The sequence below is a fragment of the Yersinia sp. 1652 StPb PI genome (genome assembly GCF_041538345.1).
Lineage (GTDB): Bacteria > Pseudomonadota > Gammaproteobacteria > Enterobacterales > Enterobacteriaceae > Yersinia > Yersinia enterocolitica_E.
In genome coordinates this window covers 2,631,271-2,653,245 of record NZ_JAULSM010000001.1, presented here as the reverse complement: position 1 = coordinate 2,653,245, position 21,975 = coordinate 2,631,271, and the positions used below count along the sequence as shown (strand labels likewise).

Sequence of the window (21,975 nt, the reverse complement as noted above, 5' to 3'; positions counted from 1 at the left end):
TAAACAGAACATGTTTTTGCCGCAAACCCGGCAAAAATTTAAGCGAGTGGCATTAGCATTAACGCGGGTCTCTCATTGCTGAGAAACCCGCATTAACTCGCTGATTAACCTACCCGATGCTGTGCAAAGGCGGCCAACAACTCACTGATAAATTTCAGTCGCTGTGAACGATCAGTTAAATCCTGCATAAACTTCAACTTGGTTGGCCCTTCCAGGCGGTATATCTGTGGCTGGCGCTGTAATAGCCCAATCAGATAGACAGGATCGACTTTGTTCTTATCACTAAATTCAATAAAGCCACCGCGCTCATTACCTTCAATTCGTTTGATGCCCAATTTTTGTGCCTGCTGGCGTAACTCTGCGGTGTGCAACAGATAACGTGCTGGATCGGGCAGTTTGCCAAAACGATCGATTAACTCCACTTTTAGCTCATCAAGTTCCGTCTCATTGCGGGCACTGGCGATACGCTTATAGAATGAAAGCCGAACATTCACATCTGGAATGAAATCTTCTGGCAGCAGCACCGGTATGCGCAATTCAATTTCAGTTTGATTGCTGGTCAAATCTTCCAGAGATGGCTCTCTGCCTTCTTTCAAAGCATCAACCGCGCTTTCCAGCAGCTCCATATAGAGTGAGAAGCCAATGGTGGTCATCTGGCCGCTTTGGTCTTCACCTAACAGTTCACCCGCGCCGCGAATCTCCAGATCATGGGTTGCCAGCGCAAAGCCGGCACCAAGATCTTCCAGTGAGGCAATCGCTTCCAGCCGCTTTTTAGCGTCCGTGGTCATCGCTTTCGGATTCGGCGTCAGTAGGTAAGCATAAGCTTGATGATGTGAACGCCCAACCCGGCCGCGCAATTGGTGTAGCTGCGCCAGGCCAAAGTGATCAGCGCGCTCGATGATAATGGTATTGGCGCTAGGAATATCAATACCTGTTTCGATAATGGTGGTACAGACCAAAACGTTGAAACGCTGATGATGGAAATCATTCATCACCCGCTCCAGATCCCGTTCACGCATCTGGCCGTGACCGATAGCGATGCGCGCCTCAGGAACCAGCTCCGCCAGACGTTGTGTGGCCTTCTCAATATTTTCCACATCGTTGTACAGGTAATAAACCTGCCCACCGCGCAGAACCTCACGCAGGATGGCTTCGCGAATAACCAGGCTGTCGTACTCCCGTACAAAGGTTTTCACTGCCAGGCGCCGCGCCGGTGGGGTGGCAATAATCGACAAGTCGCGCATGCCGCTCATCGCCATATTCAAGGTACGCGGAATCGGTGTGGCTGTTAGGGTCAGAATATCCACATCGGCACGCATCGCTTTGATCCGCTCTTTATGACGAACACCGAAACGATGCTCTTCATCGACAATCAGCAGGCCGAGATCTTGCCAGCGCAGGTCACTTTGCAGCAACTTATGGGTGCCGATAATGATATCGACTTTACCTTCAGCGGCTTGCTCCAGAATCACTTGCTGCTCTTTGGCACTGCGGAAGCGGGACATCATTTCTATCCTGACCGGCCAAGTGGCGAAGCGATCACGGAAGTTATCGAAATGCTGTTGGGCAAGTAGTGTAGTGGGGACCAATACGGCTACTTGCTTATTATTGGCAACCGCGAGGAACGCAGCACGCATTGCCACTTCGGTTTTACCGAAACCAACATCGCCACATACCAGGCGATCCATCGCCAGCGGCCGACACATATCGCTGAGAACCGCATTAATGGCCTGTTCCTGATCTGGCGTGGTTTCAAACGGGAAGCTTTGGCAAAATAACTGGTATTGCTCATGGTCATGTTTGAATTTAAAGCCAGACTTGGCGGCGCGCTGGGCATAGATATCCAGCAGTTCGGCTGCCACGTCTCGCACTTTCTCGGCCGCTTTTTGTCGTGCCCGCCCCCAGGCTTCTCCGCCCAGTTTATGCAGTGGCGCATTTTCATCAGCACCGCCGGAATAACGGCTAATCAGATGCAAAGATGAGACTGGCACATACAACTTATCTTCACCGGCGTAGGTCAGTATTAGGTATTCAGCTTTGATGCCGCCAGCTTCGAGCGTGGTTAAGCCCAGATAGCGGCCCACGCCATGTTCCAGATGAACCACTGGCTGGCCGGGGCGCAGCTCGGCCAGGTTGCGGATTAGGGTATCGGTATTGATGGTACGCCGATTATCCTGCCGACGGCGGCTGACGCGCTCGCCAAGTAGGTCACTTTCACAAATCAGCGCTAATTGTTTATCGGTATCGAGGAAGCCGCGTTCACTGGCGCCGATCATCAGATAATGACCGGGAGCTGCCGCTGGTGGTAACGCTGTAATCAGGCTCGGGCTGATTTTTATCCGGGCCAACAGGTCTTGTAGCGTTTCTCGTCGGCCTTCGCTTTCGACTGAAAACACGATGCTGCCACTGAATGTTTCGATAAAGCGGCGCAGGTTATCCAATGGCGCTTTTTGCTGTGCTTGCACAGCCACATCAGGCAGGGGCTGATAGTGCAAATTGGTATTGGCAGCTTTAGTCGGCAGTGGATCTGTCTTGAACTGGAGCCGAGGCCACTTTTTTAGCTCAGTGAACAGCGAATCAACCCGTAACCAGAGCGTATCGGGTGCCAGCAATGGGCGCATTGGGTCAACACGGCGGCTTTCAAAGCGCTGATTCACATCTAGCCAGAAACGCTCAGCGGAACCCTCCAGATCGCCGGTATTCACCAATAAGGTATTTTCAGGTAAATAACTGAACAATGAGGGCAACGGTTGGCTAAAGAACAAGGGTTGCCAATATTCGATACCCGCAGGCCAGATGCCTTTACTCACTTGCTGATAGATGTGTTCAGCGTCGCGGCGAACTTCAAATTGTTCACGCCATTGGCTACGGAATAACTCGATTGCGGTTTTGTCTATCGGAAATTCATGCGCAGGCAGGAGGTTTATCTGTTCAACTTCAGACAGCGTGCGCTGCGAATCAACATCAAACACGCGCAGACTGTCAATGTCATCATCAAAGAAATCAATTCGATACGGCTCTTCGCTGCCCATTGGATACAAATCAAGCAATGCCCCACGGGTCGCAAATTCACCATGTTCCATTACCTGATCAACACTGCGGTATCCTGCCTGCTCAAGTTGCGCGCGTAGTTTATCACGCGACAGATGCTGGCCTTTTTTCATCACCAGCGCATGGCCGTGTAGGAATTCATGCGGGCATACGCGTTGCATCAGGGTATTAATCGGGAGAATAATAACACCGCGATCCATCGTGGGCAGATGATACAAACACGAAAGGCGCGCTGAAATAATATCCTGATGCGGCGAGAAACTGTCGTAAGGCAGTGTTTCCCAATCGGATAGGGTGCTTACTGGGCGGAGTGAGAATTGTTGCACCTCATCACGCAGGCGCAGGGCCGTTTGCATGTCAGGGGTAATTAACATTACCGGGCCATCATGGCGCTCAATGATTTCCGCACATTCCACCGCGCAGGCTGAGCCAGTCAACTGACCTAATTGACGGGTATCACCAGGCCGCTGCGGCAATGAATAACGATATTGTTGGGACATAAGCAGTTAAACAGTCTCTTAGTTTGTATACCCGCCGCCCTTCAAGAGGCAGAGGTGTTGGCTGCCCTTGCTCACCCCAATCACTTAGTTATCTAAGCGCTTGAGTATTAATGAGCCTTCACCCTATGGGCTAGCATAAATGCTATTCAAATCGGTTGCTTACCGACTTTTTACTTGGGTGCCGCCTACCGGCATGACCAAGTAACAGGGATAGCGTTAACCCATGTTGCCGTTCAGCAGGACAGTATCAGCACAACAGATGACAAATTATCTCGGCGGCTATCCTAGCACGTGAGGGGGCATAGCCACAGACTGGCACCCTGATTTGGAATAAAAGCCAGAGATATATCCAATAGATCTCAAGATGCAGGAAGGCGGCAAGCGAGAAATCCCGATGAGCTTACTAAAGTAAGTGATTCGGGTAAACGAGCGCGGCCAACACACCTGTAACTTGAAATATGAAGGATATAGGCGGTTAATGGTTCCATAAAGGCGTAGTACCCTTTATTATCCTCGATCACTTTGCTTTAGCAACAGGATCTAAACAGATTTCATGTATCAACCTGTCGCACTATTTATTGGTCTGCGTTACATGCGCGGGCGTGCATCTGATCGCTTCGGTCGGTTTGTCTCATGGCTTTCTACTATTGGCATCACGCTTGGCGTGATGGCGCTGATCACGGTACTGTCGGTGATGAATGGTTTTGAGCGTGATTTGCAGAATAATATTTTGGGGCTGATGCCGCAGGCGCTGATTACCACGCCACAAGGTTCTCTCGACCCGAACAAAATCCCCGCCTCAGCATTGAAATCACTGGCTGGTGTTACCGATATTGTGCCGCTGACCACTGCTGATGTGGTGTTGCAGAGTGCACGTAATTTGGCGGCAGGTGTGATGCTGGGTGTTGATCCCGAGCGTCATGAACCACTGGCCGATTATTTGGTTAACGTGCACCTGAAGGATTTACAGCCGGGGAGTTACAATATTATCCTGGGCGAAAAACTGGCGGGCCAGTTGGGTGTTAAACGTGGTGAAACATTGCGTTTGATGGTCCCTAGTGCCAGTCAGTTCACGCCAATGGGGCGCATTCCTAGCCAACGGCTGTTTAATATCATTGGAACATTCGCCGCAGACAGTGAGGTGGATGGCTACCAAATGCTGGTTAATCAGCAGGATGCATCACGTCTGATGCGTTATCCCGCGGGCAATATTACCGGCTGGCGTCTATTCCTTGCACAACCGCTGTCCGTTGATAGCCTGAGCCAACAGGTGTTGCCAGAAGGCACGGTATGGAAAGATTGGCGTGAGCGTAAAGGTGAGCTGTTCCAGGCGGTGCGTATGGAAAAAAATATGATGGGGTTGCTACTTAGCCTGATTATTGCCGTCGCAGCCTTCAATATTATTACCTCACTGGGTCTGTTAGTGATGGAAAAACAGGGCGAAGTGGCCATTTTGCAAACTCAAGGATTGAGCCGCCGTCAAATTATGCTGGTCTTTATGGTGCAGGGGGCTACCGCTGGGGTAATTGGCGCATTACTTGGTGCCGGGCTGGGTATTTTACTCGCCAGCCAATTGAACACGATTATCCCGATTCTCGGTTTATTGATTGATGGTGCCACCTTGCCGGTGGAAATTAACCCGGTACAGGTCGCCGTGATTGCTCTGTTGGCGATGGCGATTGCCTTGTTGTCCACGCTTTATCCTTCCTGGCGCGCTGCCGCCGCACAACCTGCCGAGGCTTTACGCTATGAGTAACCATCCATTATTACAGTGTTTAGATTTGTGCAAACGCTATCAGGAAGGGCAATTGCACACTGACGTATTGCGTAATGTGTCGTTCACTATCGAAGCTGGTGAGCTGATGGCGATTGTCGGCAGTTCCGGTTCAGGTAAAAGTACCTTATTGCATCTGCTGGGTGGTCTGGATTCCCCAACCTCCGGCGAGGTTATTTATCAGGGCCGTTCACTGAATCAGCTCTCTTCCACCGCGAAAGCGGAATTACGTAACCAAGAGTTAGGTTTTATCTATCAATTCCACCATTTACTGCCTGATTTTACCGCATTGGAGAATGTCGCAATGCCACTGTTAATCGGTGGAGCCAAACCCGCAGAGGCGCAGGATAAAGCCCGGGCGATGTTGACCGCGGTAGGGTTGGAAAAACGGAGCAAACATCGGCCGTCTGAGTTGTCTGGTGGTGAGCGTCAGCGGGTGGCGATTGCCCGTTCGCTGGTGAACAACCCGTCACTGGTTTTGGCAGATGAACCGACCGGTAACCTGGACCAACGTAATGCTGACAGCATCTTTAATCTGTTAGGTGAATTGAATGTTCGCCAGGGGACGGCATTTTTAGTGGTAACCCACGATTTGCAGTTAGCAAAACGTATGAGCCGCCAGTTGGAAATGCGCGATGGCCAGCTACAGCAACACTTGACACTGGTGGGGGCTGAGTAATGGGTGTGTCGCCACTTTCACTCTTAATCGGCTTACGGTTTAGCCGTGGCCGCCGTCGTGGCGGTATGGTGTCATTAATTTCAGTGATATCTACCTTGGGTATCGCCTTGGGTGTTGCAGTATTGATCGTGGGTCTAAGTGCGATGAATGGCTTCGAACGTGAGCTGAAAGATCGCATTTTGGCCGTGGTACCACACGGCGAAATTGCGGTGGTTAATCAGCCGTTCAGTGGCTGGCCGCAAACTCTACAACGTATTGAAAAAGTGCCCGGTATCGTAGCGGCCGCCCCTTATATCAATTTCACCGGCCTGATTGAAAATGCCACACAACTGCGTGCAGTACAGGTTAAAGGTGTTGATCCGCAGGCAGAACAGCGCCTTAGCGCATTACCCAGCTTTGTGCTTGATCATGCTTGGGATAATTTCAAAGCGGGTCAGCAGCAGATTATTTTAGGTAAAGGTCTGGCTGACGCATTAGGTGTGAAACAGGGGTCATGGCTGACAGTAATGATCCCGAATAGTGATCCTGAAATGAAACTGCTGCAACCTAAGCGTATTCGCTTACAGGTCGCCGGTGTTTTTCAGCTCAGTGGCCAGTTGGATCACAGTCTGGCACTGGTTCCTTTAGCTGATGCCCAGCAATATTTGGAAATGGGTGACAGTGTCACTGGTATAGCCATCAAGGTCAATGATGTATACAACGCGAACAAACTGGTGCGAAGTGCCGGTGAAGTGAGCAATGCGTATGTTTATATCAGCAGTTGGATTGGCACTTATGGCTATATGTACCGCGATATCCAGATGATTCGTACCATCATGTACTTGGCCATGGTGCTGGTGATAGGTGTTGCCAGTTTTAATATTGTGTCCACCCTGGTTATGGCTGTTAAAGATAAAAGTAGCGATATAGCCGTGTTACGCACATTAGGGGCCAAAGATGGTCTGATCCGTGCAATCTTTATCTGGTATGGCTTATTAGCCGGACTTATCGGCAGTATCAGCGGGGTGATAGTGGGGGTGATTGTCTCGATGCAATTGACCAACATTATCCGTGGGCTGGAGAGGCTGATTGGCCATCAATTCTTGTCTGGCGATATCTATTTCATTGATTTTCTGCCGTCAGAATTGCACTGGTTTGATGTGGCCTGCGTATTAGCCACCGCGCTGGTGCTGAGTTTAATTGCCAGTTGGTATCCTGCACGTCGCGCAAGTCGTATTGATCCGGCTCGGGTATTAAGCGGGCAATAATTACCCCCGTTATACTTCAAGCCGCATCTGCGTTGGCTGCTTTCGTTTACCCCCAGTCACTTGCTTCAGTAAGCGCCTGGGACTTATTCAGTTGCCGTCTTCCTACAGCTCGAATTATTTAGGGTATATAAGGACAATTCTATGTATTACGGTTTTGATATGGGCGGCACCAAGATTGAGTTAGGGGTTTTTGATGCCAATCTGCAACGAATCTGGCATAAACGAGTCCCAACGCCCCGTGAAGATTATCAGCAGTTACTGCAAACTTTGCGTGATTTAACGCTGGAAGCTGATGCATATTGTGGTGTTAAAGGCAGTGTGGGTATTGGTATTCCCGGTTTACCCAATGCCGATGATGGCACAGTATTTACGGCCAATGTGCCATCGGCCATGGGGCAATTATTGCAGGGTGATCTTTCCCACCTGATTGAGCGTGAAGTTCGAATCGATAACGATGCTAACTGTTTTGCGCTGTCCGAAGCGTGGGATCCTGAATTTCGCACTTATCCAACCGTTCTGGGGCTAATTCTTGGCACCGGTGTTGGCGGTGGCCTGATTGTTAATGGCAGTATTGTTAGCGGGCGGAATCATATTACCGGCGAATTCGGCCACTTTCGGTTACCGGTAGATGCGTTGGATATTTTAGGCGCAGATATTCCGCGCGTACCCTGTGGTTGCGGCCATAACGGTTGCATAGAGAATTATATCTCAGGGCGTGGTTTTGAATGGATGTATAAGCACTTTAACCAACAATCGCTGCCCGCAACTGAGATTATCGCCAACTATAATGCTGGCGAGCCTAAAGCAGTAGCCCATATTGAGCGCTTTATGGATGTGCTGGCGGTATGTTTGGGTAATTTATTGACGATGCTTGATCCACATCTGGTTGTCATTGGTGGCGGGCTATCTAATTTTGACAAGATTTATCAGGAACTACCAAAACGCTTACCCCAGCATTTATTGCGAGTGGCGCGATTGCCACGCATTGAAAAAGCGCGTTATGGTGATGCGGGCGGCGTTCGTGGCGCTGCGTTTCTGCATTTGAGTTAATAATAGTCGTCACAAGCTATAGAGTCGTCACAAACAATAACGATATCCAATATAGAGGCAAAAGTTATGCGTATTCGCCATCGGCTATGTCGGTTTCGCAAGAATAAGCATTTGCGGCATCAACGTTTTCGTTCCCGTATCTTTCATCGGGACAGTGCTGCTACATCAGAAATGAAGAAACCGTTTGTGGTGGTGCTTACCGGTGCGGGGATTTCTGCTGAGTCAGGTATCCGTACTTTCCGTGCCGCAGATGGCCTATGGGAAGAGCATCAGGTGGAAGATGTTGCAACGCCGGAAGGGTATCGTCGCGACCCTGAGTTAGTTCAAGCTTTTTATAATGCTCGTCGCCGTCAATTGCAGCAGCCAGAAATTGCACCCAATGCGGCGCATCAGGCGCTGGCAGATTTGGAAGCGGTGCTGGGTGATAACTTTGTTCTGATTACCCAGAATATTGATAATTTGCATGAAAGGGCAGGCAGTAAGCGTGTTATCCATATGCACGGTGAATTGCTGAAGGTGCGTTGCACGCAGTCTGGCCAGGTATTAGATTGGCCGGGAGATCTCTCGGCTGACGAGCGTTGTCATTGCTGCCAGTTCCCATCCCCTTTGCGACCTCATATTGTGTGGTTTGGTGAAATGCCGATGGGGATGGATGATATCTATCAGGCGCTGGCTGAGGCTGATTTCTTTATCTCGATAGGAACTTCAGGCCACGTCTATCCAGCGGCTGGGTTTGTCCATGAGTCACGTTTGCACGGTGCTCATACCGTTGAATTGAATCTGGAACCCAGTCAGGTAGAAAGCCAGTTTGATGAAAAACATTATGGTTTGGCCAGTAAAGTAGTACCTGAATATGTGCGTGAGTTTTTGACTACCCGGGGCGAGAATCGTCAGGGTGATAGCAGTAATTAGCCAAAATGGCGTATAAATAAACGATAGTCCCTGCGGGTTGATGAATAAATCACCCTGCGGGGTTTTAGCATCCCACCTTATTATTCTGGCTTAAGTTTGCCTAAAGCTGACTTGACGCAATATTTGATCACGATCACTTCCCCATAATGATATTCACTATTATGAGGGTGGGAACCATGGACAAATTACTCGACCGCTTTTTCAACTATGTCTCTTTTGATACACAAGCAAAAGCCAATGTAAAATCCGTGCCGAGCACTGAGGGGCAGCACAAGCTTGCGCTGGCATTACAGCATGAGTTGCAGGCGCTGGGGTTTTCTCAGGTTACCTTGAGTGATCACAGTTGTGTAATGGCAACATTACCTGCAAATGTCTCTTGGCCGGTCCCCACTATTGGTTTTATTGCACATCTCGATACGTCACCTGATTTTTCGGGCAAAAATGTTAATCCACAGATTGTAGAAAGTTACCGTGGTGGGGATATTGCCTTGGGGATAGGCGACGAGGTGTTGTCACCAGTCATGTTTCCGGTATTACACCAGCTACTCGGCCACACATTAATTACCACTGATGGTAAAACCTTGCTGGGGGCCGATGATAAAGCCGGTATTGCCGAAATTATTACTGCAATGGTGCGGTTAAAGCACAGTAATGTGCCTCACGGCGATATCCGCATTGCATTCACTCCCGATGAAGAGGTTGGCAAAGGTGCACGCTTCTTTAATGTGGACGAGTTTGATGCCCAGTGGGCTTATACCGTTGATGGTGGTGGTGTTGGCGAGTTAGAGTTTGAAAACTTTAATGCGGCGTCAGTAACGATCAAGATTGTCGGTAATAATGTCCACCCAGGCAGTGCCAAAGGGGTAATGGTAAATGCGTTATCACTGGCGACCCGTTTCCATCAGGAACTTCCTGCGAATGAAACTCCTGAATGTACAGATGGTTACGAGGGTTTTTATCATCTGCAAAGTATTAAAGGCACTGTCGAGCGGGCAGAAATGCACTATATAGTACGTGATTTCAACCGTGATGGTTTTGAAGCCCGTAAGAAGAATATGGTGGATATTGCTAAGCGGGTTGGTAAAGGTTTGCATCGTGACTGCTACATCGAAATCGTTATGGATGACAGTTATTACAATATGCGTGAACATATAATCAAGCACCCGCATATCATCGAGTTAGCACAGCAGGCGATGCGTGATTGCGATATCGCGCCCGTCATGAAGCCAATACGGGGAGGCACTGATGGCGCGCAGTTATCTTTCCTCGGATTACCTTGTCCCAATATCTTTACTGGTGGCTATAATTATCATGGTAAACATGAATTTATTACGCTGGAAGGGATGGAGAAGGCGGTTGCAGTAATCATGCGGATTTCTGAGCTAACCGCAGCACGAGCTAAAGCGTCATAAATTGCCTGCTACCTGCTTAACAGCCTATAACAAACGCCCCGTAAATGGGGCGTTTTGTATCATATATCACAGAGATTAGTCGTTGAAATACCAATAACCGCTATTAACCAGTTCCGCCAGCAGTGCCAGGAACGCCGGGTCTTCCAATGCATTACCAAGTTGTTGAGCATCCACACTGAAATGTTGACACAAAGCATTGGCAGCACTCATATGCGGCGTATCAATCAGTTCACCGTTAACAAAGCAGCTATCACCAATACGTAAAGCGCGCAGGCCACTAAGGCGGCGTAATGCCTCACCTTGTTGTAGCAAATCATAGATCTCACTGGCCTGATAAGGTGGTTCAGGTGGTGCAACATCCAGCTCATGACGTGATTGAGAAGTAAACTCACCAAACCAGTTTTGGAAATGCTCGGGTTGCTGGAGTAAATCCAACATCATTGCCCGCAGCTTATCGACTTCATGTGGCAAAATATCTGCTGGCTGGTCACGCAGTTGCAAATCAGGATCACTGTAACGGTAGCTCCCCAATTCACGCGAAAGGATATAATCGGCAAAACCACTGACTAATTCACGGCCATTTGGCGCGCGGAAACCTACTGAATAATTCAATGCATTTTCAAGTGCATAGCCTTCATGGGGGAAACCCGGTGGAATGTAGAGAATATCGCCCGGCTCCATTTCCTCATCAATGATGGCATCAAAGGGAGCGACTTGTAGCAAGTCAGGGTGTGGGCAATGCTGCTTCATTTCAGTTTTTTCACCCACTCGCCAGCGGCGGCGGCCAGTCCCCTGAATGATAAAGACATCATATTGATCAAAGTGTGGGCCAACACCGCCACCGGGTACGGAGAAGGAGATCATCAAATCATCCATACGCCAGTCAGATAGTTGGCGGAAGGGGCGCATTAATGCAGCGGCAGGCTCATGCCAATGGTCAACAGCTTGAACCAGCAGCGACCAGTTGGTTTCACCTAAGTGATCAAAACTCTCAAACGGGCCGTGACTCACTTGCCAACGACCATCTTCATGGCTTACCAAGCGGCTGTCGACTTCATTTTCCATAGCTAGCCCAGCAAGTTCATCCGGCGAGAGCGGGTCTATAAAGTTTTTAAAACCGCGTTTGAGGATAACGGGGCGTTTCTGCCAGTAACGTTGCAGAAAGTCAGGCCAATCGAGACAGAGTTGGTAATCCATGTTTATTCCAGAATAGGAGGGAATTTGCTTGTGATTATAACGGAAGCCAGCCTTTAGTATCAGGGGCTGGCAGGCAAATTTTGTTAATCATCGTGATAATCATGTTGCTGGCCAAAAGTCACCATCATTTTGGCTCCACCCAGGGGGCTTTCAGTGATGGAAATCTCACCTTGATACTGTTCAATAATTTCGGCGGCCACGGATAGCCCCAGCCCTTGTCCAGGGCGCAAAGTATCAACTCGCTGGCCGCGCTGGAAAATCAGCAACCGCTTACTTTCAGGAATACCCGGTCCATCATCATCTACCACAATAGTTAGCTGTTTTTCAGAGTGTAGGGCGGTAATTTCAACGAATTCAAGACAATACTTGCAAGCGTTATCCAGTACGTTGCCCATCACTTCCATAAAGTCATTTTTATCACCAAGGAAGGTGACTTCAGGTGAGATATCCAGCGTCAGTACTACCCCTTTACGCTGATAGACTTTATTCAGTGCACTGCACAAGCTGTCTAACAGCGCCGGTACCGAGTGGATTTCCCGGACCAGTACATTATGTTCGGAACGCATACTGGCGCGGTGCAGGTAATAGCCAATTTGCTGAGAGATACGGCTTATCTGCTCTAGCATGATAGGTTCGACCTCTTCGATGGTCGTCTGCTTGCCGGTACGTAAAGAACGCAGGGTGGTCTGTAATACCGCCAGTGGGGTCTTAAGGCTGTGGGTGAGATCCGACAAGGTTGTGCGATACTTGGTATAACGTTGACGCTCATTGGTGAGCAGAATATTGAGGTTTCGAACTAAGCTCTGCAATTCACGCGGTGGATTTTCATCCAGTTGTTCGCGTTCACCTTTTTCCAACTGACTGATCTGACTGACCAGTGCTTTAATTGGCCGCAGGCTCCAGTAGGCCGCCAGCCACAGTAAGGGAACCACTAACAGCAAATTAGCCAGTAACACATAGCTAAACCAGTTCCACACCAAGTCAGAACGTTGTAACTCCTGCGGGATAGTATCTACGACCACAATGGTGAGCTGTGGTAAGCGTGAGGTAGCAGGATAAGTATTGACGGAGATGGAGTGCGTTAGGGCGCTGTTATCAGTATCGTCATATTTTTTGAGCTGGTCTTGGGCTTTGGGGTTATCACCCAACATCATGCTACTGATGTGTGTCCCGGTATCCAGCTCGTAGAAGCCGGGTTTTTGTAGCCAACTTTTTTCGATATGAGACTCAAGCTCGGGCACATGGCGCTGACGCCACAAAATATTGCCGTCTTTGTCATAAATCAGCACCAATGTTGGGATGTTCAGTTCAAGTTCAGGGGGAACCGAAATACTCAGTTTATTATCATGCCACTGAGCCAAACTGAAAAATAAGTTACTTTCACCACGATGGGCGCTGAAGGTATTTTTATCAAAGCTGACAATGTACCCAACCACGGCAACCATGCCATAAGATAACGACAGCGCTAAAATGACACCTGCTGTCGCCATAAGAAAACGCGCACGAAGAGAGAACGGTTTGCTATTTTTCCTGAACATAGTGTCTAGCTGGCGTCAAAACGGTATCCCTGACCTCGAATGGTCGTAATCACTTCGCCTTCATGTTCTGCCAGTAGCTTTTTACGCAAACGGCCCATTAATACATCGATGGTGTGGCTCTCACGTAGTTCTGCATCAGGATAGAGTTGCAGCATGAGCGTATCTTTGCTGACCACTTTACCGGCATTACGAATAAGGGTCTCGATGATAGTGTATTCAAAGGCTGTCAGTTTAATCTGTTGCTGATTGACACACAACTCTCGGCGCGAGAGGTCAATCTGAAACGGAGGGAATTCAATTACCTGAGATGCTAAACCAATATTGCGGCGCATCAACGCCTGCATCCGTGCGATGACTTCTTCGAGATGAAAGGGCTTAGTCACGTAATCGTCGGCACCTGCTTCCAGCACGGCGACTTTATCTTGCCAGCTTTCCCGTGCCGTGAGCACCAGAATAGGTAAGTTTGTTTGATGACTGCGCCAGCGACGAATAAGACTTAAGCCATCTTCCCCGGGAAGGCCGAGATCAATAATCGCGATATCCGGGGCATGCTCTTGCAAGAAATAGTCTGCTTCTTTAGCATCTTCCGCCGCATCAACCTGATGGCCCATTTCACGCATTTGCACCGTAAGATGGTGACGCAATAAAGCATTATCTTCCACAACCAGAACCCGCATACCACATTCCTCGATAAGACTTAACCGGGTAACTCAATATTACCCGGTAAGTAAACAATTAAAACCAACGACTTAGAAGTTATAACGTAAACCTGCTTGCATTGCTTGATCACTCACTTTCCAGTTATGGTAGGTGTAACCTACTTCCGCTGCAAGGCTCTGTGTTAAGGCGTAGCTCGTCGTAATTCGCGCTTCATGGAATGCCCGGTGGTCATAATTTGCCAGGCGATAAGCAACATCCATACCGATACTTTGCGTGAGTTTGCTCTTAATACCTATTTCACCGGTAGCGCTATTGTAGGTATTGGTTTTTTTACCGTCTTTGCTGGCATCAAATACCATCGCATGGCGGCTGCCACCCACTAAGCTATAAAAATCGATATTAGGTGAAAAAGCAAAGTGGTACCCCAAGCCGAGCACTGCTTGTGCAAGGCCGCGATCGTTATTGGCAATACTGTTCAGGCGGGCATCAATAAAAAGATCATTATCAAATCCATAGCCACCATTCAGATAAATGCCGCCCATCTCGCGATTACCAGTCTGGCTATACTTTTTTTGGTCAAACTGTTTATCAAAACGGGCATTATTGCTGATGGCACCATATTGCAGGCCACCTGCAACATAAGTGTAATCACCCGCTATTGCGGCTGTACAGGTGCCCATCAGGGCGAGAGATAATAAGGTTTGCTTCAACATATAATAATAGCTCCTGCAATTGTAACGTCCTTTTGGCATCGCGGGTATTATCGATGATAACGGCTAAACCGTTGCTAAACAGGGGAGAGTACGCGGGAAAATAAGAGAAATCAGGGGGATAATACAGGTGGCATAGGGCTACCACCTGTATTAGGGATTAAAAAATTACTTTAATTCATCGACCATAGTGGCTGCCCGGCCAATATAATTAGCGGGCGTCATTGCTTTCAACCGGGTTTTTTCTTCTTCCGGTAAGGCAAGGCCATCGATAAATGCCTGCATGCCTGCGGCATCTACCCGCTTGCCACGGGTGAGTTCTTTTAGTTTTTCATACGGTTTTTCAATGCCATAACGGCGCATTACGGTTTGGATCGGCTCAGCCAGAACTTCCCAGTTGTGATCAAGCTCATCCAGTAGGTGCGCTTCGTTGACTTCCAACTTGCTAATGCCTTTCATTGTCGCCTGATAGGCTATCAACGCATAGCCCAAACCAACACCCAAATTACGGAGCACTGTGGAGTCAGTCAGGTCGCGCTGCCAGCGGGAAACCGGTAATTTACTGGCCAGATGTCCGAGCACCGCATTGGACATGCCCAAATTGCCTTCGGAGTTTTCGAAATCAATGGGGTTTACTTTATGGGGCATGGTGCTTGAACCGATTTCACCGGCGATAGTTTTTTGTTTGAAATGATTTAGGGCAACGTAACCCCAAATATCACGGTCAAAATCGATCAGGATAGTATTGAAACGGGCAACACAATCAAACAGTTCGGCAATGTAGTCATGAGGTTCAATTTGCGTGGTGTATGGGTTCCAGTTGATCCCCAGCGACGTGACAAAACTTTCGCTGAACTGATGCCAGTCCACTTCAGGATAAGCAACGATGTGAGCATTATAGTTACCTACTGCACCGTTGATTTTACCCAGAATTTCCACTTGTGACAGTTGACGGAACTGGCGCTCCATACGGTAAGCAACGTTAGCCAGTTCTTTCCCGATAGTTGAAGGTGTGGCTGGCTGACCATGGGTACGGGACAGCAGTGGCAAATCACGGTACTGGTGGGCCAGCGCTTTAATTGAATCAATAATCTGCCGCCACATTGGCAATACCACATCCTGACGGGCGGTTTGCAACATTAAGGCGTGGGATAAGTTATTGATATCTTCTGAAGTACAAGCAAAGTGAATAAATTCTGACACTGCGTGCAATGCCGGAACACTCGCTACTTTTTCTTTCAGGAAATACTCAACAGCTTTCACATCATGATTGGTCGTGCGCTCAATGGTTTTGATGCGCTGTGCATCTTGTTCGTTGAACTGTTGCACGATCTTATCAAGGTAAGCGTTTGCGTCGGCATCAAAAGCCGGAACTTCTTTGATCTCTGCGCAGGCGGCCAGTTTTTGCAGCCAACGTACTTCGACCTGCACGCGGAATTTCAGCAAACCGAATTCGCTAAAGATTGGGCGCAGTGCGCTGACTTTGTCGCCGTAGCGACCATCAATAGGTGAAACGGCGGTCAGTGAGGATAATTCCATCGGTGGCAACTCCAATTACTTTGGTATGGTTCAATTATGAGCAAGAATACTCTGTGCCTGTTTAAAAAGACGATTTCGCGAAAACATTAACTGCAAGCGGCTTCCACCGACTTGTTGCCAAAGCACGGCTGAGCGAATTCCCGCCAGCAGGGCGGCACGAACTTTTGCCTGCACCAGCGTGCTTTGTAAAATAGCGGGTGAACCGGTAACCTGAATGCGTGGGCCGAGAGGGCTGATGACATCAGTATAAATGGATGCCAGTGAACTCATCATTGTTTCTGATTCAAGATCGAAATGTGCCAGTTGGCGATCAAGCTGATTGATTCGGTCACCCAATGTATTCATGGCAGGCTTATTGCCATTGAGCTTGCGTTCTAACACCATTAAGCTGAGGGTATAGCGGGTCAATTCTGCTGCTGGCCCCTGACGATTGGCATTTAAGACCGTTTGCAGCGTCTCCAATCCCATTTTCAGCGATTGCTCATTACCGCCGTACACCGCAAGTGTTGACGGTGGGTCGGTCTGTAGTAGCCCGCCCAAGATGGTGTTCAATGCCTCATTATCGCACTGGCCTTCATGAGCCAGTTGCTGAACCAAGCGAGCGGACTGGCAGATCCCTGCCAGTGCCAGCGTAATGTCATAATAATTCTTCGCCACGGTCACTCCTGTAAACGTTCTGGTTCATTGCTGGGCTGATTTAGTTTGTTACTACGTCAGTCAGTGGATAACGCTCTTCAATGATACCGCCGCCAAGGCAGACTTCACCTTGATAGAATACAGCGGACTGACCCGGTGTTACTGCGGCAACCGGGCTATCGAATCTGACCTCGATACGCTCATCATCCAGCGGGGTGACGGTGCAGGGAATATCCTGCTGACGGTAGCGTGTTTTCACCACACACTGAAAAGCGGCGGTTATCGGTTGACGGTCAACCCAATGCAACTGTTGGGCTATCAGGCCGACTGACATTAACCGTGGATGTTCATGTCCTTGCGCCACGAGCAAGATGTTATTGGCGACATCTTTATCTACCACATACCATGGGTCATCACCGCCATCTTTGGTGCCACCGATACCCAGCCCTTTACGTTGCCCCAAGGTGTGATACATCAACCCCTGATGCTCGCCCATATGCTGACCGTCAACAGTCATGATAGGGCCGGGTTGTGCGGGCAGATAACGCCCCAGGAAATCACGGAATTTGCGCTCACCGATAAAGCAGATGCCGGTGGAGTCTTTTTTCTTGGCGGTGACCAGATCAAGTTGCTCGGCGATACGGCGCACTTCGGGTTTTTCCAGTTCGCCGACCGGGAACAGGCTTTGGGCCAGTTGGTCGTGGCTTAATGTATAGAGGAAGTAACTTTGATCTTTATTGCCATCCAGACCACGTAGTAAACGGCTTTTGCCATCGACATCCTGGCGGCGAACATAGTGGCCAGTGGCAATATAGTCAGCCCCTAAGTCTTCGGCGGCAAACTCAAGGAAAGCTTTAAATTTGATCTCTTTATTACACAGAATATCAGGGTTAGGTGTGCGCCCGGCTTTATATTCTTCCAGGAACAATTCGAACACGTTATCCCAATATTCTGCGGCAAAATTGACGGTGTGCAACTCCATGCCCAGTTTGTCGCATACTGCTTGCGCATCGGCCAAATCGGTCGCTGCTGAGCAATACTCTTCGCCATCATCCTCTTCCCAATTCTTCATGAACAAACCGGCAACTTGGTAACCTTGTTGCTGAAGCAGGTAGGCGGAAACGGAAGAGTCGACACCGCCGGACATACCGACGATTACTTTTTTCTGGCTATTATCTGACATGGGAGTCTCACTAACGTAAATACCTAAGCTTCTGATAGAGACCAAGGCGGATAGCACTATCCGAACACTTTATCGCCACGGGCAAGGCATTATAAAAACAAGCGCCGGATTTTATCACGTTGACCGCTTGGCTGCATTCTAGATTCGCGCTCTCGACGAAATTACCTGAGTAAATCAACGCTACCTTTTATAAAGGCCAGTTAAAAGAACCAACCAGATCAAGGGAATAACGTTCGGGTTGTTGGTAACAGCGGATACTCTCGGCCACTAATGGTGAACGTAAATTGGCTGATTGCAGTATTTCATCAGCAAAGAGCCACCGACAGCAATCAATATCACTATCATGAGGATGGGTGGGTAAGGGGGCCAGCAGTTCAATAACGAAAGCGAAGCGCAAAAATGGGGTCTTGTCCGGGGCTATCCATTGATGCATTCGCAGAAACGATTGCGGTGTGGCGCGAATTCCGGTCTCTTCCCACAACTCTCTCTCTGCGGCTTGCAACAGAGTTTCATCGGCTTCCAAATGTCCAGCCGGTTGATTCCATAGTTTTTTGCCATTAATCGTCTCTTCGACAACTAAGAATTTCCCTTGAGCGTGCACAACACAAGCGACAGTTACATGGGGCTTAAACATGGTTAATCTCCTTCCATTCGCCGGGCTGTAGGTCGGCAAGGCTTAAATTTCCTACACTAAACCGTATCAGACGCAGGGTAGGGAAGCCAATATGGGCCGTCATTCTGCGCACTTGCCGATTACGACCTTCGTAAAGTGTGATCTGTAGCCAGCAGGTGGGACTATTTTTGCGCTCTCTGATCGGGGGCACCCGCGGCCATAGCCACTCAGGTTCATTAACCAACTCAGCCCCTGCGGGTAAGGTAGGGCCATCTTTTAAGGTGACACCACGGCGTAATTGGCCGAGAGCATCATCGCCAGGTATTCCTTCTACTTGTACAAAATAGATTTTACCTGTTTTCTCGCCTGGTTGGGTGAGTTTGGCTTGCAACTTGCCATCATTGGTTAATACCAGTAAACCTTCACTGTCGCGATCGAGTCTGCCTGCGGCATAAACGTCGTTAAAGGGGATAAATTCCTTCAATGTGCTACGGCCAGACTCATCGGTAAATTGTGGCAAGACATCGAAAGGTTTGTTGAATAACAGCACTCTCCTTGGGCCGACAGGCTTTACCCGTTTGGCCGGTGTCTTGGTGCTGAATCGGTTAACTTTGTGATTTTTAACAGAGAATTTATTCATGTTTATTGCGATTCCGAATGATTAGCGCATTATACCTCAATCCGTTTCGGATTGGCGTGGAACGAATATTCAAGTAGTATTGACACGAATCTTACAAGGCATTAACAAAATTGCGCTGAAGGAGAAGGTTGATGGAAAGCAAAGTAGTTGTTCCGGCAGAAGGTAAGAAAATTACTGTCGATGCTCAGGGTAAACTGGTTGTTCCGCATAATCCGATCATTCCATTTATTGAAGGTGATGGTATCGGCGTTGATGTGACCCCTGCCATGATCCACGTGGTAGATGCCGCGGTTAAGAAAGCCTATAAAGGTGAGCGTAAAATCTCCTGGATGGAAATCTACACCGGTGAGAAGTCAACGCATGTTTATGGCAAAGATGTTTGGTTGCCAGAAGAAACATTGGATCTGATTCGTGAGTACCGCGTGGCGATTAAAGGCCCATTGACTACCCCGGTCGGTGGCGGTATTCGTTCGTTGAACGTTGCTTTGCGCCAACAACTTGATCTGTATGTGTGCCTGCGTCCGGTGCGTTATTACGAAGGGACCCCAAGCCCGGTAAAACACCCTGAATTGACCAACATGGTGATTTTCCGCGAAAATGCTGAAGATATCTATGCTGGAATCGAATGGAAAGCCGGTTCACCAGAAGCTGAAAAAGTGATTAAGTTCCTGCGTGAAGAGATGGGTGTGAAGAAAATCCGTTTCCCTGAACAATGCGGTATTGGTATCAAACCTTGTTCAGAAGAAGGGACTAAGCGCTTGGTTCGTGCGGCAATTGAGTATGCAATTACCAACGATCGTGAATCAGTAACTCTGGTTCATAAAGGCAACATTATGAAATTCACCGAAGGTGCCTTTAAAGACTGGGGTTACCAGTTAGCACGTGAGGAATTTGGTGGTGAGCTGATCGATGGCGGTCCTTGGGTTAAAATCAAGAACCCGAATAATGGCAAAGAGATCATTATCAAAGATGTGATTGCTGATGCCTTCCTGCAACAAATTCTGCTGCGTCCTGCTGAATATGATGTTATCGCCTGTATGAACCTGAATGGTGATTACATCTCTGACGCCTTGGCTGCTCAGGTTGGCGGTATCGGTATTGCTCCGGGAGCCAACATTGGTGATGATTGTGCTTTGTTTGAGGCCACTCACGGCACTGCACCAAAATATGCTGGTCAGGATAAAGTGAACCCAGGCTCAATCATTCTGTCCGCAGAAATGATGCTGCGTCACATGGGTTGGTTCGAAGCCGCAGACCTGATTATCAAAGGCACCGAAGGCGCAATTCAGGCCAAGACCGTGACTTATGATTTCGAACGTCTGATGGAAGGCGCTAAACTGCGCAAATGTAGCGAGTTTGGTCAAGACATCATCGACAACATGTAAATTGTTGAGCAGAACAAAGCCTCGCGGGAGTTTAAGCTGCCGTGAGGCTTTTTTTATCCCAAGAAGGGACGAAGTTGGTTGCTTAAATATCTATTAGTACAGATTTATCTCTTATTTGTTATTAAATTGTTACTCACCGCTCAAGCTGTTTTTGCGGTAGGAATATATGAAGAAAATATTTGACTGATTATGGTAACTCTTTATCCTTTACCGCAAGTTATTTGGCATATAGCTGCTGGCGAATTGTACTGAGCTTATTTAGCGAGCAGTTTTCAAGATATTATAAAAATCTTATTTTTTATTTTCTCTCTTAAAACAGAGGTTTACATTGTGACAAAGGATGTAGAAATTGTTAAAGCACGGCATCCGTTAGATAAGCAGCATATCAAACTGACTTATGTAACTCATTTTTACTGCAATCAGGGAAATATGGATTCTGTTGAATCTTTGATGAAGGAATATGAATCTTACCCTGATGATATTAAAGATGCAGTGGAGTTTGTCATCGTCGATGATTGCTCGCCATTAGAGTATGACGTAAAAGATTATGATTTGAATTTCACGTGGTTAAGAATAACCACTGATATTCAGTGGAATCAGGCTGGCTCTCGGAATCTGGGGGTGACATACGCGAAGTCAGACAAGATTATCATTACTGATTTAGATTGCTTGCTGCCGGCAGAAACCCTGCGTTATTTGGTGAATGCCCGTAACCCTGGCCGTTCCCTGTATCGTATCTACCGCACAGATGAAAAAACAGGTAAAGCCTATCGTGGCCATCCTAACCTGTTCTTCATGTCCAGAGCACGGTTCTTTAGGTTGTATGGGTATGATGAAGAGTTCGCTGGCCATTATGGCTCGGAGGATTATCGGTTTGTGAAGTTCCATAAAGATCATGGTAGCACACCACGTTATCTGCCTAAGCAGTACCGATGCATTGAGCGTAATGTAGATAGGAAGAAAAGCTACCATTCTCTGGATCGTGATTTGACTCATAACGCCCCGATTGATGACCGGAAGAAGAGTGAAATTGCACGGTTTGGTGCAGAATATGGCCATAGCCGAATATTCCTTAACTTTAACTGGGAAATTAAAAAAGTGCATTCACGTGTGCCGACGGTGCCTGAACGCAAGCTTTGGTGGCGACCATTATGGTGGTTCCGTTACTTGTTTAGACCACTGGCAGCATAACGGCACTCGCCACAAATATTGCCATAGCTAGCGGTTATCTGATGGTTGGTTATGGCGT

Annotated in this window: 18 protein-coding genes; 8 read left to right on the top strand and 10 right to left on the bottom strand. The window is 48.3% G+C overall.

The genetic code is table 11. The features are described 5' to 3' along the window. Window positions 1-104 precede the first annotated feature (104 nt). Window positions 105-3,551 (bottom strand): transcription-repair coupling factor, encoded by a 3,447-nt coding sequence (gene mfd, locus Q2T71_RS12230; RefSeq protein ID WP_372559257.1) that lies wholly within the window; start codon window positions 3,549-3,551, stop codon window positions 105-107. Window positions 3,552-4,104: 553 nt separating this feature from the next. Between mfd and lolC the strand changes: the two genes are divergently transcribed. The 6 genes from lolC (at window position 4,105) to pepT (ending at window position 10,625) form a co-directional block, all read left to right on the top strand. Beyond that, complete coding sequence (lolC, locus tag Q2T71_RS12225; RefSeq protein ID WP_372559256.1) at window positions 4,105-5,307, top strand: lipoprotein-releasing ABC transporter permease subunit LolC; 1,203 nt, start codon at window positions 4,105-4,107, stop codon at window positions 5,305-5,307. Further along, window positions 5,300-6,004, top strand: coding sequence for a lipoprotein-releasing ABC transporter ATP-binding protein LolD (gene lolD, locus Q2T71_RS12220; RefSeq protein ID WP_372559255.1), 705 nt, complete (start codon window positions 5,300-5,302; stop codon window positions 6,002-6,004). Before lolC ends, lolD begins: the two co-directional genes overlap by 8 nt. Next, window positions 6,004-7,251 (top strand): lipoprotein-releasing ABC transporter permease subunit LolE, encoded by a 1,248-nt coding sequence (lolE, locus tag Q2T71_RS12215; protein ID WP_372559254.1) that lies wholly within the window; start codon window positions 6,004-6,006, stop codon window positions 7,249-7,251. The genes lolD and lolE overlap by 1 nt, the downstream gene beginning before the upstream one ends. Before the next feature lie 141 nt (window positions 7,252-7,392). After that, window positions 7,393-8,301 (top strand): N-acetylglucosamine kinase, encoded by a 909-nt coding sequence (gene nagK, locus Q2T71_RS12210; RefSeq protein ID WP_372559253.1) that lies wholly within the window; start codon window positions 7,393-7,395, stop codon window positions 8,299-8,301. Window positions 8,302-8,367: 66 nt separating this feature from the next. Further along, on the top strand, window positions 8,368-9,213 hold the full coding sequence (gene cobB / locus Q2T71_RS12205; RefSeq protein ID WP_372559252.1) for a Sir2 family NAD+-dependent deacetylase: 846 nt from the start codon (window positions 8,368-8,370) through the stop codon (window positions 9,211-9,213). 176 nt (window positions 9,214-9,389) lie between these two features. Further along, the gene (gene pepT, locus Q2T71_RS12200) at window positions 9,390-10,625 is read left to right on the top strand and encodes a peptidase T (protein ID WP_372559251.1); all 1,236 of its coding nucleotides are present in this window, start codon (window positions 9,390-9,392) and stop codon (window positions 10,623-10,625) included. 75 nt (window positions 10,626-10,700) lie between these two features. On the opposite strand, the gene Q2T71_RS12195 is transcribed toward pepT, so the two are convergent. The 9 genes from Q2T71_RS12195 to rluE all read right to left on the bottom strand — a co-directional run bounded on the left by Q2T71_RS12195 (window position 10,701) and on the right by rluE (window position 19,341). Continuing rightward, window positions 10,701-11,822 (bottom strand): JmjC domain-containing protein, encoded by a 1,122-nt coding sequence (locus tag Q2T71_RS12195; RefSeq protein WP_372559250.1) that lies wholly within the window; start codon window positions 11,820-11,822, stop codon window positions 10,701-10,703. A gap of 83 nt (window positions 11,823-11,905) precedes the next feature. Then, a complete protein-coding gene (gene phoQ / locus Q2T71_RS12190; protein ID WP_372559249.1) occupies window positions 11,906-13,360 on the bottom strand; it encodes a two-component system sensor histidine kinase PhoQ in 1,455 nt (484 codons plus the stop codon). A gap of 5 nt (window positions 13,361-13,365) precedes the next feature. Further along, window positions 13,366-14,037: a two-component system response regulator PhoP gene (gene phoP / locus Q2T71_RS12185; protein ID WP_042569971.1), complete on the bottom strand. Its 672-nt coding sequence runs from the start codon at window positions 14,035-14,037 to the stop codon at window positions 13,366-13,368. A 72-nt stretch (window positions 14,038-14,109) separates the two neighbouring features. Then, complete coding sequence (locus Q2T71_RS12180) at window positions 14,110-14,733, bottom strand: outer membrane beta-barrel protein (RefSeq protein ID WP_372559248.1); 624 nt, start codon at window positions 14,731-14,733, stop codon at window positions 14,110-14,112. 165 nt (window positions 14,734-14,898) lie between these two features. Further along, on the bottom strand, window positions 14,899-16,269 hold the full coding sequence (gene purB, locus Q2T71_RS12175) for an adenylosuccinate lyase (RefSeq protein ID WP_372559247.1): 1,371 nt from the start codon (window positions 16,267-16,269) through the stop codon (window positions 14,899-14,901). Between the two features lie 30 nt (window positions 16,270-16,299). After that, the gene (gene hflD / locus Q2T71_RS12170) at window positions 16,300-16,926 is read right to left on the bottom strand and encodes a high frequency lysogenization protein HflD (RefSeq protein ID WP_083158551.1); all 627 of its coding nucleotides are present in this window, start codon (window positions 16,924-16,926) and stop codon (window positions 16,300-16,302) included. A 40-nt stretch (window positions 16,927-16,966) separates the two neighbouring features. Beyond that, complete coding sequence (mnmA, locus tag Q2T71_RS12165; RefSeq protein ID WP_372559246.1) at window positions 16,967-18,088, bottom strand: tRNA 2-thiouridine(34) synthase MnmA; 1,122 nt, start codon at window positions 18,086-18,088, stop codon at window positions 16,967-16,969. A gap of 187 nt (window positions 18,089-18,275) precedes the next feature. After that, complete coding sequence (locus Q2T71_RS12160) at window positions 18,276-18,722, bottom strand: NUDIX hydrolase (RefSeq protein ID WP_372559245.1); 447 nt, start codon at window positions 18,720-18,722, stop codon at window positions 18,276-18,278. After that, window positions 18,715-19,341, bottom strand: coding sequence for a 23S rRNA pseudouridine(2457) synthase RluE (gene rluE / locus Q2T71_RS12155; RefSeq protein WP_372559244.1), 627 nt, complete (start codon window positions 19,339-19,341; stop codon window positions 18,715-18,717). Before rluE ends, Q2T71_RS12160 begins: the two co-directional genes overlap by 8 nt. Window positions 19,342-19,472: 131 nt before the next feature. On the opposite strand from rluE, the gene icd reads away from it, so the two are divergent. Both icd and Q2T71_RS12145 read left to right on the top strand, forming a co-directional pair. After that, window positions 19,473-20,726, top strand: coding sequence for an NADP-dependent isocitrate dehydrogenase (icd, locus tag Q2T71_RS12150; RefSeq protein ID WP_042569968.1), 1,254 nt, complete (start codon window positions 19,473-19,475; stop codon window positions 20,724-20,726). Window positions 20,727-21,056: 330 nt separating this feature from the next. Further along, window positions 21,057-21,917 (top strand): glycosyltransferase family A protein, encoded by an 861-nt coding sequence (locus Q2T71_RS12145; RefSeq protein WP_372559243.1) that lies wholly within the window; start codon window positions 21,057-21,059, stop codon window positions 21,915-21,917. Window positions 21,918-21,975: the final 58 nt, after the last annotated feature.